This is a genomic window from Rhodoplanes tepidamans (assembly GCF_030813915.1).
GTDB lineage: Bacteria > Pseudomonadota > Alphaproteobacteria > Rhizobiales > Xanthobacteraceae > Rhodoplanes > Rhodoplanes tepidamans.
Genome location: NZ_JAUSUJ010000034.1, coordinates 15,335 through 34,594, shown reverse-complemented (window position 1 = coordinate 34,594; position 19,260 = coordinate 15,335). Strand labels below are relative to the sequence as shown.

The window sequence follows — 19,260 nt, the reverse complement described above, 5'->3', positions numbered from 1 at the left end:
GGATTCCCCCGTGAATCGTCCCCGGAGCGATCGCGCTGCGCGAAACTCCGGCCCGCCGGGCCCGGCAGCCGCAGCCGCCACTGCGCCGACGCGCCCACCGCCCGGAGCCGACTCGCCTTTTCGGCGCGCCGCTGCGGCGAACGGAGCGATGTCACAGACCGAAAGAAAAAAGACGGGTGGTGGGCCCGGCAGGACTCGAACCTGCAACCAAGCGGTTATGAGCCGCCGGCTCTGACCATTGAGCTACGGGCCCGCGTCGCCGGTGAACCGGCGCGGCCGGAGGCGGCGGGACCGTAGCAGCGCCGGCGGGAGAGAACAACGGGCGCCGAGGCTTCGGCCGGAGCGGCGCGCGGTGCCGCGCGCATCGCACTCACTCGCCCGCGGCTCCCTGACCCGCGCCCCTTTGCCTCGCCGCTCCCGTCGGTCGCCCTGCCGCGGCATCTCGGCTAGAATCGCGGGCCGCACGTCCCGGTCGGCGCCGCCGTCCGCGCCGCCGGCCCCGCCGTTGCTCCCCCCATCGCTCCCGCCCGCGAGTTTTCCGATGCTGCTGCACTGGTCGCCCCGCTCGCCCTTCGTCCGCAAGGTGATGATCGTCGCCCACGAGACCGGCCTCGCCGACCGGATCGACTGCCGGCGCACCGTGGTCGCCGCGACGCAGCCGAACGCCGCGCTGATGCGCGAGAATCCGCTCAACAAGCTGCCGACCCTGATCCGCGACGACGGCACCGCGCTCTACGACTCGGCCGTCATCTGCGAGTATCTCGACGGCCTGCACGCCGGGCCGCGCCTGATCCCGGCCGAGCGCGAGGCGTACTTCACCGCCCTGCGCCGCGCCGCGCTCGGCGACGGGCTGCTCGACCTGCTGATCCTGTGGCGCTACGAGCGGGCGCGCACGCATCCCGATCCGGCCCATCTCGCCGCCTGCGCGGTGAAGGCCGACGCCTGCCTCGCCGTGCTGGAGGACGAGGCGGAGGCGCTCGCCGCGACGCCGTTCGGCATCGGCCACGTCGCGCTCGGCTGCGCCCTCTCCTATGTCGACTTCCGCTTCCCCGAGCTGGCGTGGCGGACCGGACGGCCGCGGCTCGCCGCCTGGTACGCCGGCTTCGCCCAGCGCCCCTCCGCCCGCGCGACCGAGCTGCGCGACGGCTGATCCCGAGGGCCGCTGGCGGCAACGGCGTGGATGGCCGGGCGAGCCCGGCCATGACGGACGGAGGGGTCGCACACTGCCGCCACCGGCCTGACGGCGCGCGCTTGCGCCGCCTCCCGCTTCGTGCTCATTTGGCGGCGTCTTCGGTGCCTCGCGAGAGGTGAAACGGGAACGCGGTGCGGGACCTCTGCCGGCGGGACTCGTCCTGTCGGAATGTCCTCCATGCCGCGGCTGCCCCCGCAACTGTGGACGGATCGTCGCCGATCGAAAGCCACTGGGCGAAGCCCCGGGAAGGCGACCGGCGACAACGATCCGTGAGCCAGGAGACCGGCCGGAGACGCTGGTCCATTCCGTTCGACGGCGGGTCGAAAGGGGAGCGCTCATGATCATCAGATTCTGATTCCGAAGACGCTGAATCCGACCACTCGGAGTCCGACGGACCCCGGGTCCGGTCGTCCGCACGCGGCCGGCGGCGCAATGCCCGTGCCGCCGCGAACGGCGGGCCCGACACCGTCCTCGTCCTCCGCGGCCTGACGCGCCGGCGGGCGTGCGTCGTGCGCCCGCGCGCTGCGCCGCGCCGTCTCGCAGGGGCGACGCCGTCGCCGCTGCGATCCGTCATGCCGCACGCGCCGCACGGAGCCGGCCCCATGCAGCCCAAGGACACGACCACCAACGAAGCCTTCAAGGGCTTCACCAACACGGCCTGTCCGTTCCTGCCCTGCCACACGGGCGTGCGCGGCGCCTTCAACTGCCTGTTCTGCTACTGCCCGCTCATCGCCTACGAATGCCCGGGCCCCTACACGGTCTTCACCGACCGCAACGGGCTCCGCCGCAAGGACTGCTCGGCCTGCACGCTGCCGCACAACGGCTACCGCGGCGCCTGGACTTTCATCCAGAAATGGCTCGAGCGGCCGGTGGTCTGGGACGGGCGGGAGCAGACCCGGCGCTATCGCAAGAAGCCGCTTCGAACCAAGCCCCCTCGGACCTGATCATGACCATCGACATTGCCGCCCAGCAGATCGCCGGGCTCGTCTCCCGCATCGCCTTCACGCCCGCCCCCGCCCCTCTGCCGCGCCGCGCCCGCAGCCTGATGATCCAGGGCACCGCCTCGGACGTCGGCAAGAGCATGGTGGTGGCCGGCCTCTGCCGCGCCTTCACGCGCCGCGGCCTCGTGGTGCGGCCGTTCAAGGCGCAGAACATGAGCAACAACGCCGCCGTCGCGGCCGACAGCGACCTCCCGCCCGGGCCGGACGGCGCCATCGTGTTCGGCGAGATCGGCCGGGCCCAGCATCTGCAGGCGCGCGCCTGCAACGCGGCGCCGTCGATCCACATGAACCCGGTGCTGCTCAAGCCGCAGACCGACATCGGCTCGCAGGTGGTGCTGCGCGGGCGCGTGCTCGGCAACTGCCCGGCCCGCATCTATCACCGCATGCGCCACGGCATGATGCCGGCGATCCTCGACAGCCTCGACCGGTTGCGCGCCGAGGCCGACCTGGTGCTGGTCGAGGGCGCCGGCTCGGGCGCCGAGATCTATCTGCGCGCCTCCGACATCACCAACATGCATCTCGCCGCCTCGGCCGACCTGCCGGTCGTGATCCTCTCCGACATCGACCGCGGCGGCACCATGGCGGCGATCGTCGGCAGCCACGCGCTGCTCGATCCGGCCGACCGCGCCCGCGTGGTCGGCTACATCGTCAACAAGTTCCGCGGCGACTTCTCGCTGTTCGAGCCGGGCGTGCGGACCATCACGGAGCAGACCGGCTGGCCGTTCCTCGGCGTGCTGCGCTGGTTCCCGACCGCCGACCGGCTGCCGGCCGAGGATTCGCTGGCGCTCGAGCGCCCGGCCGAGCTCGGCGGGCGCGGCCTCGCCGTCGCGGTGCCGCGCCTCTCGCGCATCGCCAATTTCGACGACCTCGATCCGCTCGCCGCCGAGCCGGGCGTGGCGCTGCGCTTCGTCCAGCCCGGCAACCCGATCCCGGCCGACACCGACGTGATCATATTGCCGGGCTCGAAGGCGACCCGCGCGGATCTCGACGGGCTGCGCCGCGAGGGCTGGGACATCGACATTCTCGCCCATGCGCGGCGCGGCGGCCGGGTCGTCGGCCTGTGCGCCGGCTTCCAGATGCTCGGCCGCGTGGTGCGCGACCCGCAGGGCATCGAAGGCCCGCCCGGCGAGACCGAAGGCCTCGGCCTGCTCGACGTCGAGACCGAGATCGGCGGCGACAAGCGCCTCGTCGACATCGACGCGGTGGACCGCGTCAGCGGCTGCCGCGTCACCGGCTACGAGATGCACATGGGCCGCACCAGCGGGCCGGGCCTCGCGCGGCCGTGGCTGCGGCTCGACGACGGCACCGGCGAGGCGCGCCCCGAGGGCGCCGTGTCGGCCGACGGCCGCGTCGCCGGCGCCTATGTGCACGGCCTGTTCGGAGCCGATGGGTTCCGCAGCCATTGGCTCCGGTCCGTCGGCGCGCAGGCCTCCGGCCTCGACTTCGCGCAGCGGACCGAGGCGGCGATCGAGGCGCTCGCCGACCACTGCGAGCAGAACCTCGATCTCGACGCCCTGCTCGCGCTGGCGCGGTGATCCATGGGCGAGCCGCACCCGCATCCGCCGGCCCGGGGGCCGGGCGACGGGCCGCCGCGGCCCGCCGGCCCCGACGACGGGGGCGACCACGGCCGCGACGAGGGCCGCGGCGCCCCGGCGGACGCGGTGCGGCTCCGGGTCGAGCGGCTGCACTGCCGGCTCGGCGGCCGGGAGATTCTCCACGGCATCTCCTTCTCGGTGCGGGCCGGCGAGGTCGTCGGAATCCTCGGACCGAACGGCTGCGGCAAGAGCACGCTGCTGCGCTGCCTCGCCGGCCTGTGCGCGCCCTCCGCCGGCGGCGTCGCGATCGACGGCCTCGGGCTGGGGACGATCCCGCCCGCCGCGCTGGCCCGCCGGCTCGCCCTGCAGGGCCAGGACGCGACCGGCGCGCTCGGCTTCACGGTGCGCGACATCGTCGCCATGGGCCGCCTGCCGCACCGCCCCTCGATGCTGGCCGGCGCCGGTGCGGCGGACGACGCCGTGGTGACGGACAGCATCCGCCGGCTCGGCCTCGACGACCTCGCCGACCGCTCGATCGAGACGCTGTCGGGCGGCGAGCGCCAGCGCGTGACGATCGCCCGCGCCGTGGCGCAGCAGCCCGACATCCTGCTCCTCGACGAGCCGACCAATCATCTCGACGTCCGCCACCGCTTCGCCGTGCTCGGCCTGGTGCGCCGCCTCGGCATCACGGTCGTCGCGGTGCTGCACGAGATCGACCTCGCCGCCCGCTGGTGCGACCGCGTGCTGCTGATGGCGGACGGCCGCGTCGTCGCCGACGGCCCGCCCGCCGCGGTCCTCACCGCCGAGCGCCTGCAGGAGGTCTACGCGGTCGCGGCCCGGGTGACGGCGGATCCGCACACCGGCCGCCTGCGCATCGAGCTGGAGCCGCTTCAGGGATGACGAGGATGCCGCGCCGCCGACTCGCGCGATCCGCCGCGGCCGTCGCGGCCGTGGCGGCCGTGGCGGCCGTCGCGGCGGCGCTGCTCGCCGCCGCGGCCTGTCCGGCGACCGCGCAGCCGTTCCCGGTCGAGGTCGCGAGTTGCTTCGACACGGTGCGGTTCGAGGCGCCGCCGCGGCGCGCCCTGGTGAACGACGTCAACATGGTGCAGACCGTGATCGACCTGGGCCTCGCCGACCGCGTCGTCGGCGTCTCCGGCATCGCCGGGGCCGAGCGCCATCTGGTCGGCCCGCCCGCGGTGATCGCGGGCCTGCGCCAGTTCGCCCACCGGCCGACGCTCGAGACCGTGCTCGGCGAGACGCCGGACTTCGTGTTCGCCGGCTGGAGCTACGGCTTCAGCGCCGCGACCGGCCTGACGCCCGAGGCCCTCGCGACCTTCGGCATCCGCACCTACGCGTTGCGCGAGAGCTGCATCCGCATCGGCCGCCGCGAGCCGGCCGGCATCGAGATGCTCTACGCCGACATTCTCGCGCTCGGCGCGATCTTCGGGGTGCGCGAGCGGGCCGAGACGATGGTCGCCGACTTCCGACGGCGGATCGCCGCCGTGACGGCGCGCACCGCGGCCGCCGGCCGCCGGCCGCGGATGATGTACTGCTTCGATTGCGACACGCCGGCGCCGCCCGTCTCGGTCGGGGCGGAGGGAATGACCTCGGTGCTGATGACGCTCGCCGGCGGTCGCAACATCTTCGACGACATCGCGGACAGCTATGTCCGGGTGAGCTGGGAGGAGGTGGCGAAGCGCGATCCGCAATGGATCCTGATCAGCGACCATCGTATCCCGACCGCGCGGATCGTCGCCTATCTCACCTCGGTTCCCGAGCTCGCCCATGTCGAGGCGATCCGCAGGCGGCAGTTCGTGTTCGTCACCTATGCCGAGCAGACGCCCTCGACCCGCACCGTCGGCGCGGTGGAGCGGGTGGCGCGCGCCGTCCATCCGGAGCTGTTCGAATGACCACGGTCGGCCGCGAGGAGACACGGCCGGTCGCCGTCACCAGCAGCGCGGCGGCGCGCCGTCGCGCGGTCGGTCCGGTGGCCTGCGGCGTGCTCGCCGTCGCGCTGCTGGTGTCGGCGACGGTCGCGGTCGGGCTCGGCGCCGTCGCGGTGCCGGTCGATTCCGTGGTCGCGATCCTCGGGGCGGAGCTGTGGCCGGGCGGGGCGGCGGCCGTCGCGGCGTTCGGACCGGCGGAGCGCGCCATCGTGTGGGAGCTGCGCCTGCCGCGCGTGCTGCTCGGCGCCGCCGCCGGCGCCGGCCTCTCGGCGATCGGCGCGACCCTCCAGGTGCTCACCCGCAATCCGCTCGCCGATCCGTATCTGTTCGGCATCTCGGCGGGCGCCTCGGTCGGCGCCGTGCTGGTGATCCTGCACGCCGGTCCGTTCGCCGGCCCGCTGACGCTGCCGGCCGCGGCCTTCGCCGGTGCGATGGTCGCGATGGCGGTGGTGTTCGCCGCGGCGCGCGACCGGGCCGGCCGCACGAGCAGCGAGCGGCTGGTGCTCACCGGCGTCGCGGTCGCCTTCGTGCTCCACGCGATCACCAGCTTCATGATCGTCACCACGGTCAACCGCGGCGCCGAATCGGCGCTGTTCTGGATGATGGGCGGCCTCGCGAACGCGCGATGGAGCAACGTCCCGGTGCCGTGCGGCGTCACCCTCTGCGGCACGGCGTGGCTGATCCTGCGCGCCGAGCGGATCAACGCGCTGGCGCTCGGCGACGACGCGGCGCGGACGCTCGGCATCGACGTGTCGGCGCTGCGCGCCGAGATCTTCGTGGTGACGGCGCTGATGACCGGCGCGATCGTCTCGGCCGCCGGAGGCATCGGCTTCGTCGGGCTCGTGCTGCCTCACGTCGTGCGACTGGTGCTCGGCGGAAACCTGCGGGTGCTGCTTCCGGTCGCCGCGCTGCTCGGCGCCGTGTTCCTGGTGTGGGTCGACGTCGCGGCGCGCGCCGCGTTCGCGCCGCGCGAGATCCCGCTCGGCGTTATGACGTCGCTGATCGGCGGCGTCTTCTTCCTGTGGCTGGTGCGGCGCCGGGCGCCGTCGTGACTCACGTGCCGTTTTCACGTTCGGAGGTGGATCGAACGTCGCTCCGCGGCGACGGATCACGATCCGACTGTGCATCGCCGGCTCCGAGTGTCTGCTTGCTGATTGACGCTGTCTCCGCGCGATGCCTATAGTCCCCGCGACGGTTCCCCTCGGGGATCAAAAGGGAACGCGGTGAGAGCTTCGATCCGAGAGGAGACAGGCTCGAATCCGCGGCTGCCCCCGCAACTGTGAGCGGCGAGTCTTCCGTCATCCGCCACTGGGATTTCGGGTCCCGGGAAGGCGACGGAACGACGACGACCCGCGAGCCAGGAGACCTGCCGTCGCCGTGGTCACGCGCGAATGCACCGGGCGGGGTGTCCTGGTGATGATCGAACCGGCCGCCGGTCGCGGCGTCGGGGAAACATTTTTCGCGGTGACGTGCCACTCGGCGTTGCCGCGAAGGTCCCGATGTCGAACTCCTGTGCGTCCCGACCGCCTCTCGTCCGGTCTTATCTCCTCCGGTCTTCTGTCCTCCGATCCTCCACGTCCGTCGCCGCGTCCGCGGCCCTTCTGCTCGTCGCGTCCGCGGCGGGCTCGCGCACGCTGGCGCAGGAGCAGACCGGCGCCGCGATCCCGATCGACCCGATCGACGTGACCGGGCAGGCCCTGCAGCCGGGCCTCAACCTCACGGTGCCGGCATCGACCGGCAGCCGCCTGAATCTCACGCCGCTGGAGACGCCGGCGAGCGTCGACATCATCCCGCGCGAGACCATCGTCGACCGCGGCCAGACCAACGTGATCGACGCGATCACGCAGAACGCCACCGGCATCACCTCGATCGCCGCGCCCGGCAACGGCGGCAGCGCGCTCGTCAGCCGCGGCTTCGCCGGCCACGGCTCGGTCATGCAGCTCTACGACGGGACGCGGCTCTATGTCGGCGCCGGCACCGTGACGTTCCCGTTCGACACCTGGACGGTCGACCGCATCGAGGTGCTGCGCGGCCCCGCCTCGGTCCTCTACGGCGAGGGCGCGATCGGCGGCGTGATCAACGTCGTCCCGAAGAAGCCGACCTCGACCCGGCAGAACGAGGCGATGGCGAGCTGGGATTCGTTCGGCACCTGGCGGGCGGCCATCGGCAGCGGCGGCCCGATCGACGAGACGCTGTCCTATCGGCTCGACGCCGTCGGCAGCCGGTCCGACGGCTGGCTCGACGAGAACGGCGAGTTCTCCAACGCCGCCGTCTCGGGCGCGATCCGCTGGCAGCCGCGGTCCGACCTCTCCTTCACGCTGTCGAACGACTACGGATACCGCGAGCCGCTGCGCTACTTCGGCACGCCGCTGATCGGAGGCCGGCTCGACGAGAGCGTGCGGTTCAGGAACTACAATGTCGGCGATTCCGCCATCTCCTACGAGGACAACTGGACCCAGCTCAAGGCCGAGTGGGCGCTGTCGGACAGCGTCACGCTGCGCAACACGGCCTACCGGCTGACCACCCACCGGCACTGGAAGGACGTCGAGACCTACGCCTGGGACCAGGCGACGGGCTCGATCAAGCGGTCGAGCTACATCGAGATCGTCCACGACGAGGAGCAGTGGGGGAACCGCGCCGACGCGACCTTCAAGGGCCACCTGTTCGGGCTGAAGAACGAGCTGGTGGTCGGCGCCGAGGCCAACGTCATCACGTTCAAGCACACCAACAACTCGCCCTACGGCGGCACCAGCACGGTGAACCCGTGGGTGTTCGACCCCGGGCTGTTCGTCAATCTCGCCGGCACCTATCCGCGCTACGAGTCGGACACCCGCCAGTATGCCGTGTTCGCCGAGGACCGGCTCGTCCTCACCGACAGGCTGTCGATCATCGGCGGGCTGCGGCACGAGGCGCCGACGGTGCGGCGCGACGACCTCGTCGCCGGCACCAGCTTCGAGCGCGAGTTCTCGGCGACGACCTGGCGGACCGGCGCCGTCTACGAGGCGATCCCGGGGCTCGCCCTCTACGCCCAGTACGCCACCGGGGTCGATCCGATCGGCAACGTGATCAGCACGTCCGTCGCGCAGAAGGACTATCAGATGTCGACCGGCCGCCAGGTCGAGGCCGGCGTCAAGCAGTCGTTCTGGGAGGGGCGCGGCGAGTGGACGCTCGCCGCCTATCACATCGTCAAGAACAACCTGCTCACCGCCGACATCAACAACCCGACCGTCAGCGTGCAGGTCGGCGAGCAGTCGTCGCGCGGCATCGAGGCCTCGATGGCGCTGCGGCTGCCGCACGGCTGGCGCATCGAGGCGAACGGCACCGTGCTGAAGGCGCAGTACGACGACTTCAGCGAGGCTGTGTCCGGCGTCTCCGTGTCGCGGGCCGGCAACCGGCCCGTCAACGTGCCGAACAGCTCCGCCAACGCCTGGGTCACCTGGGCGTTCCTGCCCGGCTGGGAGGCGCGGGCCGGCGTCCAGTATGTCGGGGCGCGCTACGCCGACGCGGCCAACCTGTATCTGCTGCCCGAGTATCACGTCGTCAACGCCGGCATCGACTACAAGCCGCGCGACAACGTCAAGCTGAGCCTGCGGCTCTACAACCTGCTCGACGAGGTCTACGCCGTCACCGGCAAGGGGACGACCGCCTGGGTGCTCGGCAGTCCGCGCGCGGCGGAGGTCTCGCTGCGGATCACCTTCTGATCCGCGCGGGAGCGGGTCGCCCCGTCCCCGAGGCGGCCCGCGGGTCGGCGCGCCCGTTCCCCTCCGCCCCGAAGGGCGCGCCGACCCAGTGCGTCGTCATGTCGTCAGTGGAGGTCGTCTCGTGCCGTTCCATCGCAAGTCCAGCCGCCGTGTCCGGGCCGTGCGCGCCGGCCTGCTCGTGCTCGCCCTCGTGCTCGCTCCCGTGACGGCGCCGGCCGAGGAGAGGGACGCGACCGCGGCGGGCGACCGCGCCGCCGGTCCTGCCGTGCCGCCGGCCGCATCGGCACCGGGCGCGGCGGTGCAGGACGCGACCCCGGCCGCGGCGCCGACCGCGGCGCCGACACCCGTGGTGCAGGGTCCCGGGCCCGCCGACGCGACCGCACCGGCGGACGCGGCCGTACCGGGGGAGCCGGCCGTGTCGCCGCCCGCGGTCGCGGTCGAGCCCGGGACGCTGCCGCGCGACCTGTCGCCGTGGGGCATGTTCCTCGCCGCCGACATCGTGGTGAAGATCGTGATGGCCGGGCTCGCCGCCGCCTCGGTGCTGACCTGGACCGTGTTCGCCGCCAAGACGATGGAGTTCCGCGGCGAGCGCCGCCGCCTCGCGACGGCACGGGCGGCCCTTCCGGGCATCGTCACGTTCGCGGACGCCGGGGCGGCGTTCGACAGGGCCGGCGGCACCGCCGCGGCGCTGGCCGCCGCGGCCGCGACGGAGGTCGCGCTGTCGCACGGCCTCGCCGGCGACGGCATCAAGGAGCGGGTCGGGCTGGTTCTGTCGCAGAGGGTGGCCGACGCCGTGCGGCGGATGCGGCGCGGCCTCGGCGCGGTGGCGACCGTCGGGGCGACGGCGCCCTTCGTCGGCCTGTTCGGCACGGTGTGGGGCATCATGAACAGCTTCGTCGGCATCTCGCGGGCGCAGACCACCAATCTCGCGGTCGTCGCACCGGGGATCGCCGAGGCGCTGCTCGCCACCGCGCTCGGCCTGTTCGCCGCCATCCCGGCCGTGGTCATCTACAACGCGGCGAGCCGCGGCATCGCCGGCCAGCGGGCGGCACTCGACGGCCTCGCGACCGAGATCCTGCGGGTGGTCGGGCGCGATCTCGACCGGGCCGGGCAGACGCCGGGAACGGAGACGGCCGGCACCGCGGCGCGCGACCGCGGCCCGGTCCGGCCGCGCTGAGGAGACGCCCGCATGGCCGGCTTCCTGCAGCGCGACGCCGACGCGGACGACGAGGTCCTGCACGAGATCAACGTCACGCCGTTCATCGACGTGATCCTGGTGCTGCTGATCGTCTTCATGATCGCGGCGCCGCTCGCCACCGTCGACGTGCCGGTCGACCTGCCGGGCAGCAATGTCGAGCGCCAGCGGCGGCCGGACAAGCCGCTGTTCCTCACCCTGAAGACCGATCTGTCCCTGATGCTCGGCGAGACGCCGGTGGCCTCCGGCGGCCTCGCGGCGGCGCTCGACGGCGCCACCGGCGGCGATCGCGAGCAGCGCGTCTTCGTGCGCGCCGACAAGGCGGTCGCCTATGGCGACCTGATGGAGGTGATGAACGCGCTGCGCGCCGCCGGCTATCTGAAGGTGGCGCTGGTCGGGCTCGAGCTCGCGCCGGGCGGGAGCGGCAGCCCGCCATGACCGGTCTCGACGATCGCCGCGAGCTCGCCCGCTGGGGCGCCGCCTTCGTCCTGGTGCTCGCCTGTCACGCCGCGGCCGTGGTGGCGGTCGTCATGGCGCGGTCGAGCGACGCCGCCGGCGCCGCCGTTCCGGCGATCGCCATCGACCTCGCCCCGCTGGTGCAGGCGCCGACCGAGACCACGGCCGACCTCGCGCCGGGGCCCGTCGTCGAGCAGGCGGCACTCCCGGAGCCGCCGGAGCCGGTCCCGCCGGTCGAGCAGCCGCCGGAGCCCGAGCGCGAGGCGGAGGAGACCGAGGAGCCCGTGCCGCTGCCGGAGCCGCCGCCGACGCCGCCGGCCGCCGTGGTGATCCCGAGCGAGCCGCCGCCCGTCGTCGAGCCGCCCCGCCGGCCGGAGCAGACGACCGACCGGACGCGCGAGCGGAAGCCGAAGCGCCGCAAGCCGCCGCCGCGGCAGAACAGCGGCGCACCGCCCCGGCAGGCAGCGGCGGCCCGGATCGCCGCCCCGGCGCCGGGCGCCGGCAGCGGCGGCGCGAGCCTCGCGAGCTGGCAGGGCCGGGTCGCGGCGCATCTCAACCGCCACAAGACCTACCCGTCCGAGGCGCGGGCCCGCAACGAGAGCGGCATCGTCGTGCTGGTGTTCTCGATCGACCGCAGCGGCGGCGTGATCTCGGCGTCGCTCGGGCGCTCGTCCGGCTCCGCCGCCCTCGACCGCGAGGCGACGGCGCTGGCCCGCCGCGCCAGCCCGGTCCCGGCGCCGCCGCCCGGCGTCGGCGGCAGCCGCATCCGCCTGACCGTGCCGATCCGCTTCAACGTGCGGTGAGCACGGCAGGACGGCGCGGCATCGGCGGCGCGCCGCGCCGAACCGGGCTCCATTTCGGCCGGACATGCTCTAGGGTCGCGGCGGCCGCGCGGCCGGGCGGGATTCGGTCCGGCGCGGCGCCATCGTCACGGCCCCGAGGACCTCGATGCGGACCCTGCGATTCGTCTCACCGCTGATGATCGGCGTGCTCCTGCTCGGCGCGGCCGGGCTGCCGGCCGGCCGCGGCCTCGCCGCCGACCTGCCGGGGCCGGCCGATCTCGACGCGCTGCAGCCGGGGCCCCCGGCCCCTGCCCCGGCGCCCGGGGCGGCACCGGGACCCGGGGTGGCACCGGGACCCGGGGCGGCACCGGAGCCCGGCGCGGCGCCGGCGCCCGGCGCGGACGCACCCCCGGCGGATGCCGGGGCGGCCGACGCCGCCGAGGCGGAGCGCCTCGCCGTGCAGGCGTTCGGGGATCGCAATCCGGCCTGCCTCGCCTGGGGCGACGGCTGCGTCACCTGTGCGAAGGGGGACGGCGGAGCGCCGGTCTGCTCCAACCCCGGGCCCGCCTGCCTGCCGCGCGAGACCGCCTGCACGCGCATGCGCGACGTGCCGCCGGAACCGGGGAAGTAGCGGGATCGGAGAGGCGCCGGGATCAGGCCCGGATCACTTGCCGCAGTTCCACACCGGGCCGATCGGCGTGTCGGTCCAGCACGGGCCGAAGCCGCCGCCGTTCCAGCGGCCCTGGTAGAAGCGGGCGCCGCCCCAGCCGTAGACCCACTGCCAGCCACCCGGGGTGAGATAGCGGCGGCCCGGCCCGTAAGGGCGCGCCACCCAGGAATCCGGCCCGCGATAGGCGCTGCGCTGCTGCGGCGGCTCGTAGCCGGGCAGGAAGCCGTAGCCGCGCGAGCGCCGCACCGTGACGCTGGTCCGCTTGCGGGCCGGGCTCTTGGCGGCGGCCCTGGGGCTCCCCGCCGCGGGAGCGGAGGCCTGCGGCCCGGCCGCGGCCGGATCGGCGGCCGGCGCCGCCGCGGCGGGCGGCAGGCCGAGCAGGACGGCGGCGAGCGGGGCGACGAGAATCGGAGAGAGACGGCGCATGGCGATCCTTCTGCCGCCGGCGTGCGGCGCAACTGCGGCGACCGTCACCCTAACGCCGGGGCGGCGCCGTCGAAAAGGCCCGGGCGGCGGCGGGCAACATCGCGAAACCAACCGGATGCGAACGGGGTGAAGGAACCGCTGCGCCGGCGCGCCGCGGCGGCGGACCGCGGCCCCTCAGTAGCCGGCACCGATCGTGATCATGCGGGAGGAGGCCGCCGGACGCGGCGCCGTGCCGCGGACCGCGGCCGTGCGGACCGCGACCGTGCGAGCCGCCGGCGTGCCGGTGCGCGCGGCCGACACGGCGCGCGGCGCCGTCGCCGAGATCCCCGCCGACGACCCCGCCGTGGTGCAGCCCGCCGCCCCCAGGGCGACCCCGGCCATCAGCGCGGCTCCGCACAGGCGTCCCCGCAGTCCGCACGATCGCCGCATGTCGCCCCTCCCCGACCGGTCCCCCAGGGTGCAGGCGACATGGTTAACGAAAGCTTTCCGGTTGCAGACCCCGGCCGGCGCGCGCCGGCGGAGCGCCACCGGCCGCGCCGGGGGACCCGCGCCGCCCGTCACGCGTCGGCGGTGCGGAAATGATGGTCGTGCAGGAAGATGGCGAGCGATTCGCGCAGGCCCTCGTCGGGCTCGCCGGCCCGGCGCTCGCTGCGGTGGCCGGCCAGTACCGCCTCCTCGAACAGGTCGTGCTGGACGTCCTGCGGCAGGCGGCCCCACACTGCGACCACGGCGGAGCCGAGGATCCTCTCCAGGCGATCGGGGCTGGCGTGGGCGGAACGGCGATCGGTCTCCATGCGCGTCTCCTCGGATCGGGAAGCGGCGGCGCGATGCGGGCCGCGACGGATCTCCAAAGAGCCGCCCCGGGCGATTGTTCCGCCGGGGGACCGGACGCCCGGCCGGGCGCCGCTACCAGCGCAGCAGCCGGCGGCCGGCGAGCGCGCCCGCCGCCACCACCAGGACCGTGGCGAGCGAGTACCAGGTGGCGACGAACAGCGGCGAGTCGTCGCCGCAGTGCAGAGCGTAGAGGGCGGCCGCCACGCTGGCGCTGAACAGCCCCGCCGCCGCCCCGGCGCCGGCCGGATGCACCGGCGCGCCGCGCCGCAGCGCCCACAGGCTCGCCACCAGCACGGGGGCGGCGAGCAGCGGGATGCTGACCAGGCAGACCCGGGCATTGGTGCCGACCAGCCGGCGGCCCCACTCGGCCGACGGCACGGTGGCGAGCTCGGCCGTGACCGCGACGCCGAGCAGGCCGGCCGGCGCCGCGAGGCCGGCGACCAGCCGGCGCACCGGCGCCCCCGGCTCGGCCAGCCGGACCGCCAGCACGACGGCGACGATGGCGAACAGCCCCATCTCGACCGGCTTGAGGACGAAGCGCAGGGTCTGCGCCGCGGTGGCGATGTCGGGGCGCGGCCCGAGCGCCACGGCGAACAGCGCGAGGGCGACGGCGAGGCCCGCCGCCGCCGCCACCGGCAGGGCGACCGCGAGCGGCCGCTCGCGGACCGCGGCATCCGCCGCCAGGGCTCTCACCAGATCGTCGGTCTTCATCGGGTCGGGTCTCTCTCGGTCGTCTCTCGCGTGCCAAGTCTCTCTCGGGTGTGTCTCTCAGGTGCGTTCGTGGGCGGTGCGGCCGAGCCGCGCCAGGCCGCGATGCAGCGCCACCCGCAGCGCCCCTTCGCTGGTGCCGAGCTTTCGCGCGGCATCCGAAAAGCTGGCGCCGTCGACCGCGATCGCGGTGACGGCGGCACGCTCGCCGGCCGGCAGGCGCTCCAGCGCACGGACCAGCTCGGTCTCGCGGATCGCCGGCTCCTCGGACGGCGCCGGCAGCGTGTCGACCACGTCGTCGAGCGGCACCCCGGCGCGGCCGCCGCGGCGGCGGATCGCGTCGATGGTCTTGTGCCGGGCGATCGCCGCCAGCCAGGGCCCGATCGGCCGGGCCGCGTCCCAGGTGTGGCGCTTGAGATGGACGGCGAGCAGGATCTCCTGCACGACGTCCTCGGCGTCGCTCGCGGCGAGCCCGGCCCGCATGATCGCCCGGCGCACGCCGCCGCGCAGCCGCACGGCCATGCCGCGCAGGCAGCGGTCGTAGGCCGCTCCGTCGCCCGCCATCGCCAGCCGCATCAGACGGCTCCAGTCGTCGTCGTCCCTGCTCACCCGTGACGGTCCTTCGGGCGCCGCCCCCGCGCCGTTACATGCCGTGCCGTTCTTTACACGACACCGTGACCGCAGTCGCGTCGCGAACACAGGCGCGTGAGGACGTAACGGGCGACCGCCGTCCGCGTAAGAGCCGATACGGCCGGCCGCTCAGGCCCGCCTGCGGCGCGCCCGGGAGGCCGCCGCGACGGACCCACCTTCTCACGGGAGACCTCCGATGACCACCAAGCCCGCCCTCGCCGCCGTGCTCGCGACCTCGTTCGCCGCCGCGCTGTCGCTCGCCGCCGCCCCCGCCGCGGCGCAGGGCTCCGACAAGGAGAAGTGCTACGGCGTCGCCCTCAAGGGCCAGAACGACTGCGCCGCCGGGCCGGGCACCACCTGCGCCGGCACGTCGAAGGTCGACTACCAGGGCAACGCCTGGAAGTACGTCGCCAAGGGCACCTGCACGACGATGAAGACCCCGAAGGGCATGGGCTCGCTCTCCGCCAAGGCCGGCTGATCAGGCCGAGCCGATCGGACCGGCGCGGCGGGGCCGCCCCCCGCCGCGCCGGGCATCACGGCTCCGAGCCGGACCGTTTCCAGTGGCGACGAATCAGCAGCGCCCGCTCGTCCCCGCGCAGGCGGGGATCCAGAGGCCGCACGACGTGCGGCTCTGGAGTCCCGCTTTCGCGGGAATGAGCGGAGGGTGGACCGACCTCAGTGGAAACAACATCAATCACGAGATTCGCATGACCTTCGCCCGTTCCACCCTGCCGGCCGATGCCGGCGTCGGCTTCAAGCCGCAGCATCTCGACGGCCTCCTCGCCGACGCCGCGCCGCTCGGCTTCGTCGAGATCCACGCCGAGAACTACATGGGCGCCGGCGGCCCGCCGCACGCCATGCTGGCGGCGCTGCGCGACAGATACGCGCTGTCGATCCACGGCGTCGGCCTGTCGATCGGCGGGCTGCGGCCGCTCGACCCGGAGCATCTCGGCCGGCTGAAGACGCTGTGCGACCGGCATCCGCCGGCGAGCTTCTCAGAGCATCTCGCCTGGTCGTCGCACGACGAGGTCTTCTACAACGATCTCCTGCCCCTGCCCTACACGGCCGCGACGCTGGCGCGGGTGTGCGAGCATGTCGATGCCGTGCAGACCGCGCTCGGCCGCGAGATGCTGCTGGAGAATCCGTCGACCTACGTGCTGTTCGCCACCAGCACGATCGCCGAGACGGACTTCCTGCGCGAGGTGGCGCGGCGCACCGGCTGCGGGCTGCTGCTCGACGTCAACAACGTGTTCGTCTCGGCGACCAATCACGGCACCTCGGCGGAGGACTATCTGAACGCGTTTCCGCTCGCGCAGGTGAAGGAGATCCATCTCGGCGGCCATGCCGAGACGCGCGACGACGCCGGCGCGGCCCTGCTGATCGACGCCCACGGCACCCCGGTCGCCGACCCGGTGTGGACGCTGTACGAGAAGACCATCGCCCGCACCGGGCCGCTGCCGACCCTGATCGAATGGGACAACGACGTGCCCGACTGGCCGGTGCTGCGCGCCGAGGCCGAGCGGGCGCGGGCGGTGCTGCGGGCGGACGTCGCGGCTCGAAAGGACGCGGCATGAGCGGCGCGCCCTTCGCCGCCGCGCTGCTCGATCCCGGCCGGCCGCTGCCGGTCGAGATCACGTCGCACACGGCACGGCATCCCGAAAGGCGCTTCGCGGTCTACCGCAACAACGTCACGGCGTCGCTGATCGAGGCGCTGCGGGCGCGGTTTCCGGCGACCGAACAGATCGTCGGCGAGGACTTCTTCGCCGCGACGGCGCGCGACTTCGTGCGCGCCCATCCGCCGCGCTCGCCGCTGCTGATGCGCTACGGCGACGGCTTTCCGGCGTTCCTGGAGCACTTCCCGCCGGCGGCCGGGATGCCGTGGCTCGCCGACGTGGCGCGGCTCGAGGCGGCGCGCACCCGCGCGTATCACGCCGCCGACGCGGTGCCGCTCGGCCCGAGCGATTTCGCCGCGATCGATCCCGCCACGCTCGGCACGCTGCGCGTCGCCCTGCATCCGTCGGCCGCGATCGTGCGCTCGCCCTTCCCGGTCGTGACCATCTGGGCGATGAACAGCGGCACCGCCGCGCTCGGCCCGGTCGACTTCGACACGCCCGAGGACGCGCTGGTGCTGCGCCCGCATCTCGACGTCACGGTGACGCGGCTGCCGCCCGGCGCCGCCGCCTTCCTCGCCGCCTTGCGCGCCGACGCCGCGATCGCCGACGCGGCCGTGGCGGCGCTCGCCGACGACGCCGGCTTCGATCCCACCGCCGCGCTCGCCCTGCTGATCGGCAGCGGGCTCGCCACCGCCGTCACGCCCGCCCCGGAGGCCTCGCCATGACCGACGTCACCATCCACCGTCCCGCCGCCTCGCCGGCCGTCGCCCTGATGCGCGGCGTCACGGCCGCGCTGGAGCGCATCCCCTACGGGCTGGTCGCCCTGGTGGCGCGGCTGTCGATCGCCGGCGTGTTCTGGCGCTCCGGCCAGACCAAGGTGGACGGCTTCGCCCTGTCGGAGACGGCCGTCGACCTGTTCCGCGACGAGTACCGGCTGCCGCTGGTCGATCCGACGGTCACGGCGTATGCGGCGGCGATCGCCGAGCATCTGTTCCCGGTGCTGCTGGTGCTCGGCCTCGCCACGCGGCTCTCGGCGCTGGCGCTGCTGATCATGACGCTGGTGATCGAGATCCTCGTCTATCCCGACGCCTGGCCGACCCACGGCACCTGGGCCGCCTGCCTGCTGATCCTGATGACCCGCGGCGCCGGCGCGGTGTCGCTGGATCATGTGCTGGCGCGGCGGTTCGGGGGGTAGTGCCCGGAAGACCTGTCGGCTCCTTTCCCTCTCCCCTCGCGGGTCGCGCTCTCGCGCGACAAGAGGGTGGCTCGCCGCGCAGCGGCGAGACGGGTGAGGGGGCTCTCCTCTTGCTCGGAGCTCGCGGCACGCCCCCTCACCCGCCCTCGCTCCGCGAGGGCACCCTCTCCCACGAGGGGAGAGGGAAGTGGCGCCGCGGGCGGCACGGACCGCGCGCGCAGGCGACGACCTGATCAGTTCAGCTCGATCTTCGCGGCGGCGACGGCGCGCTTCATGCGGGCGAGGTCGCGGCGGATCTCGGCGGCGAACTCCTGCGGCCCGTTGCCGACCAGCACGGCCTGCTGGGCGACGAGGCGGGTCTTCACCTCCTCGTGGCCGAGCGCCTTGACGGTGGCGGCGTGCAGCTTCGACACGATGGCGGGCGGCGTCCTGTCGGGCACCACGATGCCGAAGAACGCCATCCAGCCGAGATCGTCGAGACCGAGCTCCGTGAAGGTCGGCACGTCGGGCAGCGCCGCGACCCGCTTCGGCCCCGACACGGCGAGCGCCCGCAGCTTGCCGGCCTGCACCATCGGCAGGGTCGAGGGCAGATTGTCGAACAGCACCTGCACCTGGCCGGCGACCGTGTCGTTGAGGGCCGGGCCGATGCCGCGATACGGCACGTGCACGATGTCGGTGCCGGTGGCGAGCTTGAGCTGCTCGCCCATCAGGTGGCTGACCGAGCCGATGCCGGCCGACGCGTAGGCGAGCTTGCCGGGCTGCGCCTTGGCGAGCGCGACGAAGGCCGCCATGTCGGCCGCCTTCACGTCGGCATTGATCGACATGATGTTGGGCACCGCGGCGATGTTGCTGACCGGGATCAGGCCGGTGAGCACGTCGTAGCCGAGAGTCTTGTAGGCCGCCGGATTGATGGCCAGCGTCGAGGCCGTGCCCATGCCGATCGTGTAGCCGTCGGGCTGGGCCTTGACGATCGCCGCCGTGCCGATGGTGCCGCCGGCACCGCCACGGTTGTCGACCAGCACGGGCTGGCCGAGCTCCTGGCGCAGCCCTTCGGCGACGACGCGGGCGATCACGTCGGTCGAGCCGCCGGCCGCGAAGGGCACGATCAGGGTGACGGGACGGGTGGGCCACTGGTCCTCGGCCCGCAGGGCCGAGGCGGGCAGGAGCGCGGCGGCGAGCCCCGAAACGACGAGGCGGCGCGAGACGGGCAGGGTCGGCATGGGAGATCCTTCACTGGATTGCGGACGCGGCCGGCCCGGTTCCGGCCCCGTCCCGCCGCGGGTGCGGCCGGGCTTTTCGGCATCAAAGCGCCTTTTCGGGCGCGAGGCCATCCCCGCCGCCGACGGGCCGGCTGCCGATTGCGTCCGGCCCCGGCT

Annotated in this window: 21 protein-coding genes, 1 tRNA gene and 2 riboswitches; of the genes, 15 read left to right on the top strand and 7 right to left on the bottom strand. The window is 74.1% G+C overall.

Annotated features, from left to right (window positions below):
• Window positions 1-177: 177 nt before the first annotated feature.
• A tRNA-Ile gene (locus J2S22_RS28090) sits at window positions 178-253 on the bottom strand.
• Between the two features lie 288 nt (window positions 254-541).
• Here J2S22_RS28090 and J2S22_RS28085 point away from each other — a divergent pair.
• From J2S22_RS28085 to J2S22_RS28035, 11 genes are all read left to right on the top strand, one after another.
• Window positions 542-1,150 (top strand): glutathione S-transferase family protein, encoded by a 609-nt coding sequence (locus J2S22_RS28085; RefSeq protein WP_272777948.1) that lies wholly within the window; start codon window positions 542-544, stop codon window positions 1,148-1,150.
• Window positions 1,151-1,274: 124 nt separating this feature from the next.
• Window positions 1,275-1,497, top strand: a riboswitch (cobalamin riboswitch).
• 297 nt (window positions 1,498-1,794) lie between these two features.
• Window positions 1,795-2,136: a cysteine-rich small domain-containing protein gene (locus J2S22_RS28080; protein ID WP_272777947.1), complete on the top strand. Its 342-nt coding sequence runs from the start codon at window positions 1,795-1,797 to the stop codon at window positions 2,134-2,136.
• Between the two features lie 2 nt (window positions 2,137-2,138).
• Window positions 2,139-3,728, top strand: a complete 1,590-nt coding sequence (locus J2S22_RS28075; protein WP_272777946.1) for a cobyric acid synthase — start codon at window positions 2,139-2,141, stop codon at window positions 3,726-3,728.
• A 3-nt stretch (window positions 3,729-3,731) separates the two neighbouring features.
• Window positions 3,732-4,628 carry an ABC transporter ATP-binding protein gene (locus J2S22_RS28070; protein ID WP_272777945.1) on the top strand — a complete coding sequence of 299 codons (897 nt, stop codon included), beginning with the start codon at window positions 3,732-3,734 and terminating at the stop codon, window positions 4,626-4,628.
• Between the two features lie 5 nt (window positions 4,629-4,633).
• Window positions 4,634-5,638, top strand: coding sequence for an ABC transporter substrate-binding protein (locus J2S22_RS28065; protein ID WP_272777944.1), 1,005 nt, complete (start codon window positions 4,634-4,636; stop codon window positions 5,636-5,638).
• Window positions 5,635-6,726 (top strand): FecCD family ABC transporter permease, encoded by a 1,092-nt coding sequence (locus J2S22_RS28060; protein WP_272777943.1) that lies wholly within the window; start codon window positions 5,635-5,637, stop codon window positions 6,724-6,726. Before J2S22_RS28065 ends, J2S22_RS28060 begins: the two co-directional genes overlap by 4 nt.
• Before the next feature lie 123 nt (window positions 6,727-6,849).
• A riboswitch (cobalamin riboswitch) is annotated at window positions 6,850-7,062 on the top strand.
• Between the two features lie 294 nt (window positions 7,063-7,356).
• Complete coding sequence (locus tag J2S22_RS28055; protein WP_272777942.1) at window positions 7,357-9,375, top strand: TonB-dependent receptor; 2,019 nt, start codon at window positions 7,357-7,359, stop codon at window positions 9,373-9,375.
• Window positions 9,376-9,496: 121 nt separating this feature from the next.
• Window positions 9,497-10,552: a tonB-system energizer ExbB gene (gene exbB, locus J2S22_RS28050; RefSeq protein ID WP_272777941.1), complete on the top strand. Its 1,056-nt coding sequence runs from the start codon at window positions 9,497-9,499 to the stop codon at window positions 10,550-10,552.
• Window positions 10,553-10,564: 12 nt separating this feature from the next.
• A complete protein-coding gene (gene exbD / locus J2S22_RS28045) occupies window positions 10,565-11,008 on the top strand; it encodes a TonB system transport protein ExbD (RefSeq protein WP_272777940.1) in 444 nt (147 codons plus the stop codon).
• Window positions 11,005-11,829, top strand: a complete 825-nt coding sequence (locus J2S22_RS28040) for an energy transducer TonB (RefSeq protein ID WP_272777939.1) — start codon at window positions 11,005-11,007, stop codon at window positions 11,827-11,829. The genes exbD and J2S22_RS28040 overlap by 4 nt, the downstream gene beginning before the upstream one ends.
• 145 nt (window positions 11,830-11,974) lie before the next feature.
• The gene (locus J2S22_RS28035; protein ID WP_272777938.1) at window positions 11,975-12,439 is read left to right on the top strand and encodes a hypothetical protein; all 465 of its coding nucleotides are present in this window, start codon (window positions 11,975-11,977) and stop codon (window positions 12,437-12,439) included.
• A gap of 33 nt (window positions 12,440-12,472) precedes the next feature.
• On the opposite strand, the gene J2S22_RS28030 is transcribed toward J2S22_RS28035, so the two are convergent.
• From J2S22_RS28030 to J2S22_RS28010, 5 genes are all read right to left on the bottom strand, one after another.
• A complete protein-coding gene (locus tag J2S22_RS28030) occupies window positions 12,473-12,904 on the bottom strand; it encodes a hypothetical protein (RefSeq protein WP_272777937.1) in 432 nt (143 codons plus the stop codon).
• Between the two features lie 174 nt (window positions 12,905-13,078).
• Window positions 13,079-13,285: a hypothetical protein gene (locus tag J2S22_RS28025; protein ID WP_272777936.1), complete on the bottom strand. Its 207-nt coding sequence runs from the start codon at window positions 13,283-13,285 to the stop codon at window positions 13,079-13,081.
• A gap of 176 nt (window positions 13,286-13,461) precedes the next feature.
• Complete coding sequence (locus J2S22_RS28020) at window positions 13,462-13,698, bottom strand: hypothetical protein (RefSeq protein ID WP_272777935.1); 237 nt, start codon at window positions 13,696-13,698, stop codon at window positions 13,462-13,464.
• Window positions 13,699-13,810: 112 nt separating this feature from the next.
• Window positions 13,811-14,449 carry an NrsF family protein gene (locus tag J2S22_RS28015; RefSeq protein WP_272777934.1) on the bottom strand — a complete coding sequence of 213 codons (639 nt, stop codon included), beginning with the start codon at window positions 14,447-14,449 and terminating at the stop codon, window positions 13,811-13,813.
• 57 nt (window positions 14,450-14,506) lie between these two features.
• Entirely contained in the window at window positions 14,507-15,055 is a 549-nt protein-coding gene (locus J2S22_RS28010; protein ID WP_272777933.1) for a sigma-70 family RNA polymerase sigma factor, read from the bottom strand.
• Window positions 15,056-15,272: 217 nt separating this feature from the next.
• On the opposite strand from J2S22_RS28010, the gene J2S22_RS28005 reads away from it, so the two are divergent.
• The 4 genes from J2S22_RS28005 to J2S22_RS27990 all read left to right on the top strand — a co-directional run bounded on the left by J2S22_RS28005 (window position 15,273) and on the right by J2S22_RS27990 (window position 17,884).
• Complete coding sequence (locus J2S22_RS28005) at window positions 15,273-15,554, top strand: BufA1 family periplasmic bufferin-type metallophore (RefSeq protein WP_272777932.1); 282 nt, start codon at window positions 15,273-15,275, stop codon at window positions 15,552-15,554.
• A gap of 229 nt (window positions 15,555-15,783) precedes the next feature.
• Window positions 15,784-16,650 (top strand): MNIO family bufferin maturase, encoded by an 867-nt coding sequence (gene bufB, locus J2S22_RS28000; protein ID WP_272777931.1) that lies wholly within the window; start codon window positions 15,784-15,786, stop codon window positions 16,648-16,650.
• Window positions 16,647-17,414 carry an HvfC/BufC N-terminal domain-containing protein gene (locus J2S22_RS27995; RefSeq protein WP_272777930.1) on the top strand — a complete coding sequence of 256 codons (768 nt, stop codon included), beginning with the start codon at window positions 16,647-16,649 and terminating at the stop codon, window positions 17,412-17,414. Before bufB ends, J2S22_RS27995 begins: the two co-directional genes overlap by 4 nt.
• A 47-nt stretch (window positions 17,415-17,461) precedes the next feature.
• Window positions 17,462-17,884, top strand: a complete 423-nt coding sequence (locus J2S22_RS27990; protein ID WP_272777977.1) for a DoxX family protein — start codon at window positions 17,462-17,464, stop codon at window positions 17,882-17,884.
• A gap of 233 nt (window positions 17,885-18,117) precedes the next feature.
• On the opposite strand, the gene J2S22_RS27985 is transcribed toward J2S22_RS27990, so the two are convergent.
• Window positions 18,118-19,104: a Bug family tripartite tricarboxylate transporter substrate binding protein gene (locus tag J2S22_RS27985; protein WP_272777929.1), complete on the bottom strand. Its 987-nt coding sequence runs from the start codon at window positions 19,102-19,104 to the stop codon at window positions 18,118-18,120.
• Window positions 19,105-19,260: the final 156 nt, after the last annotated feature.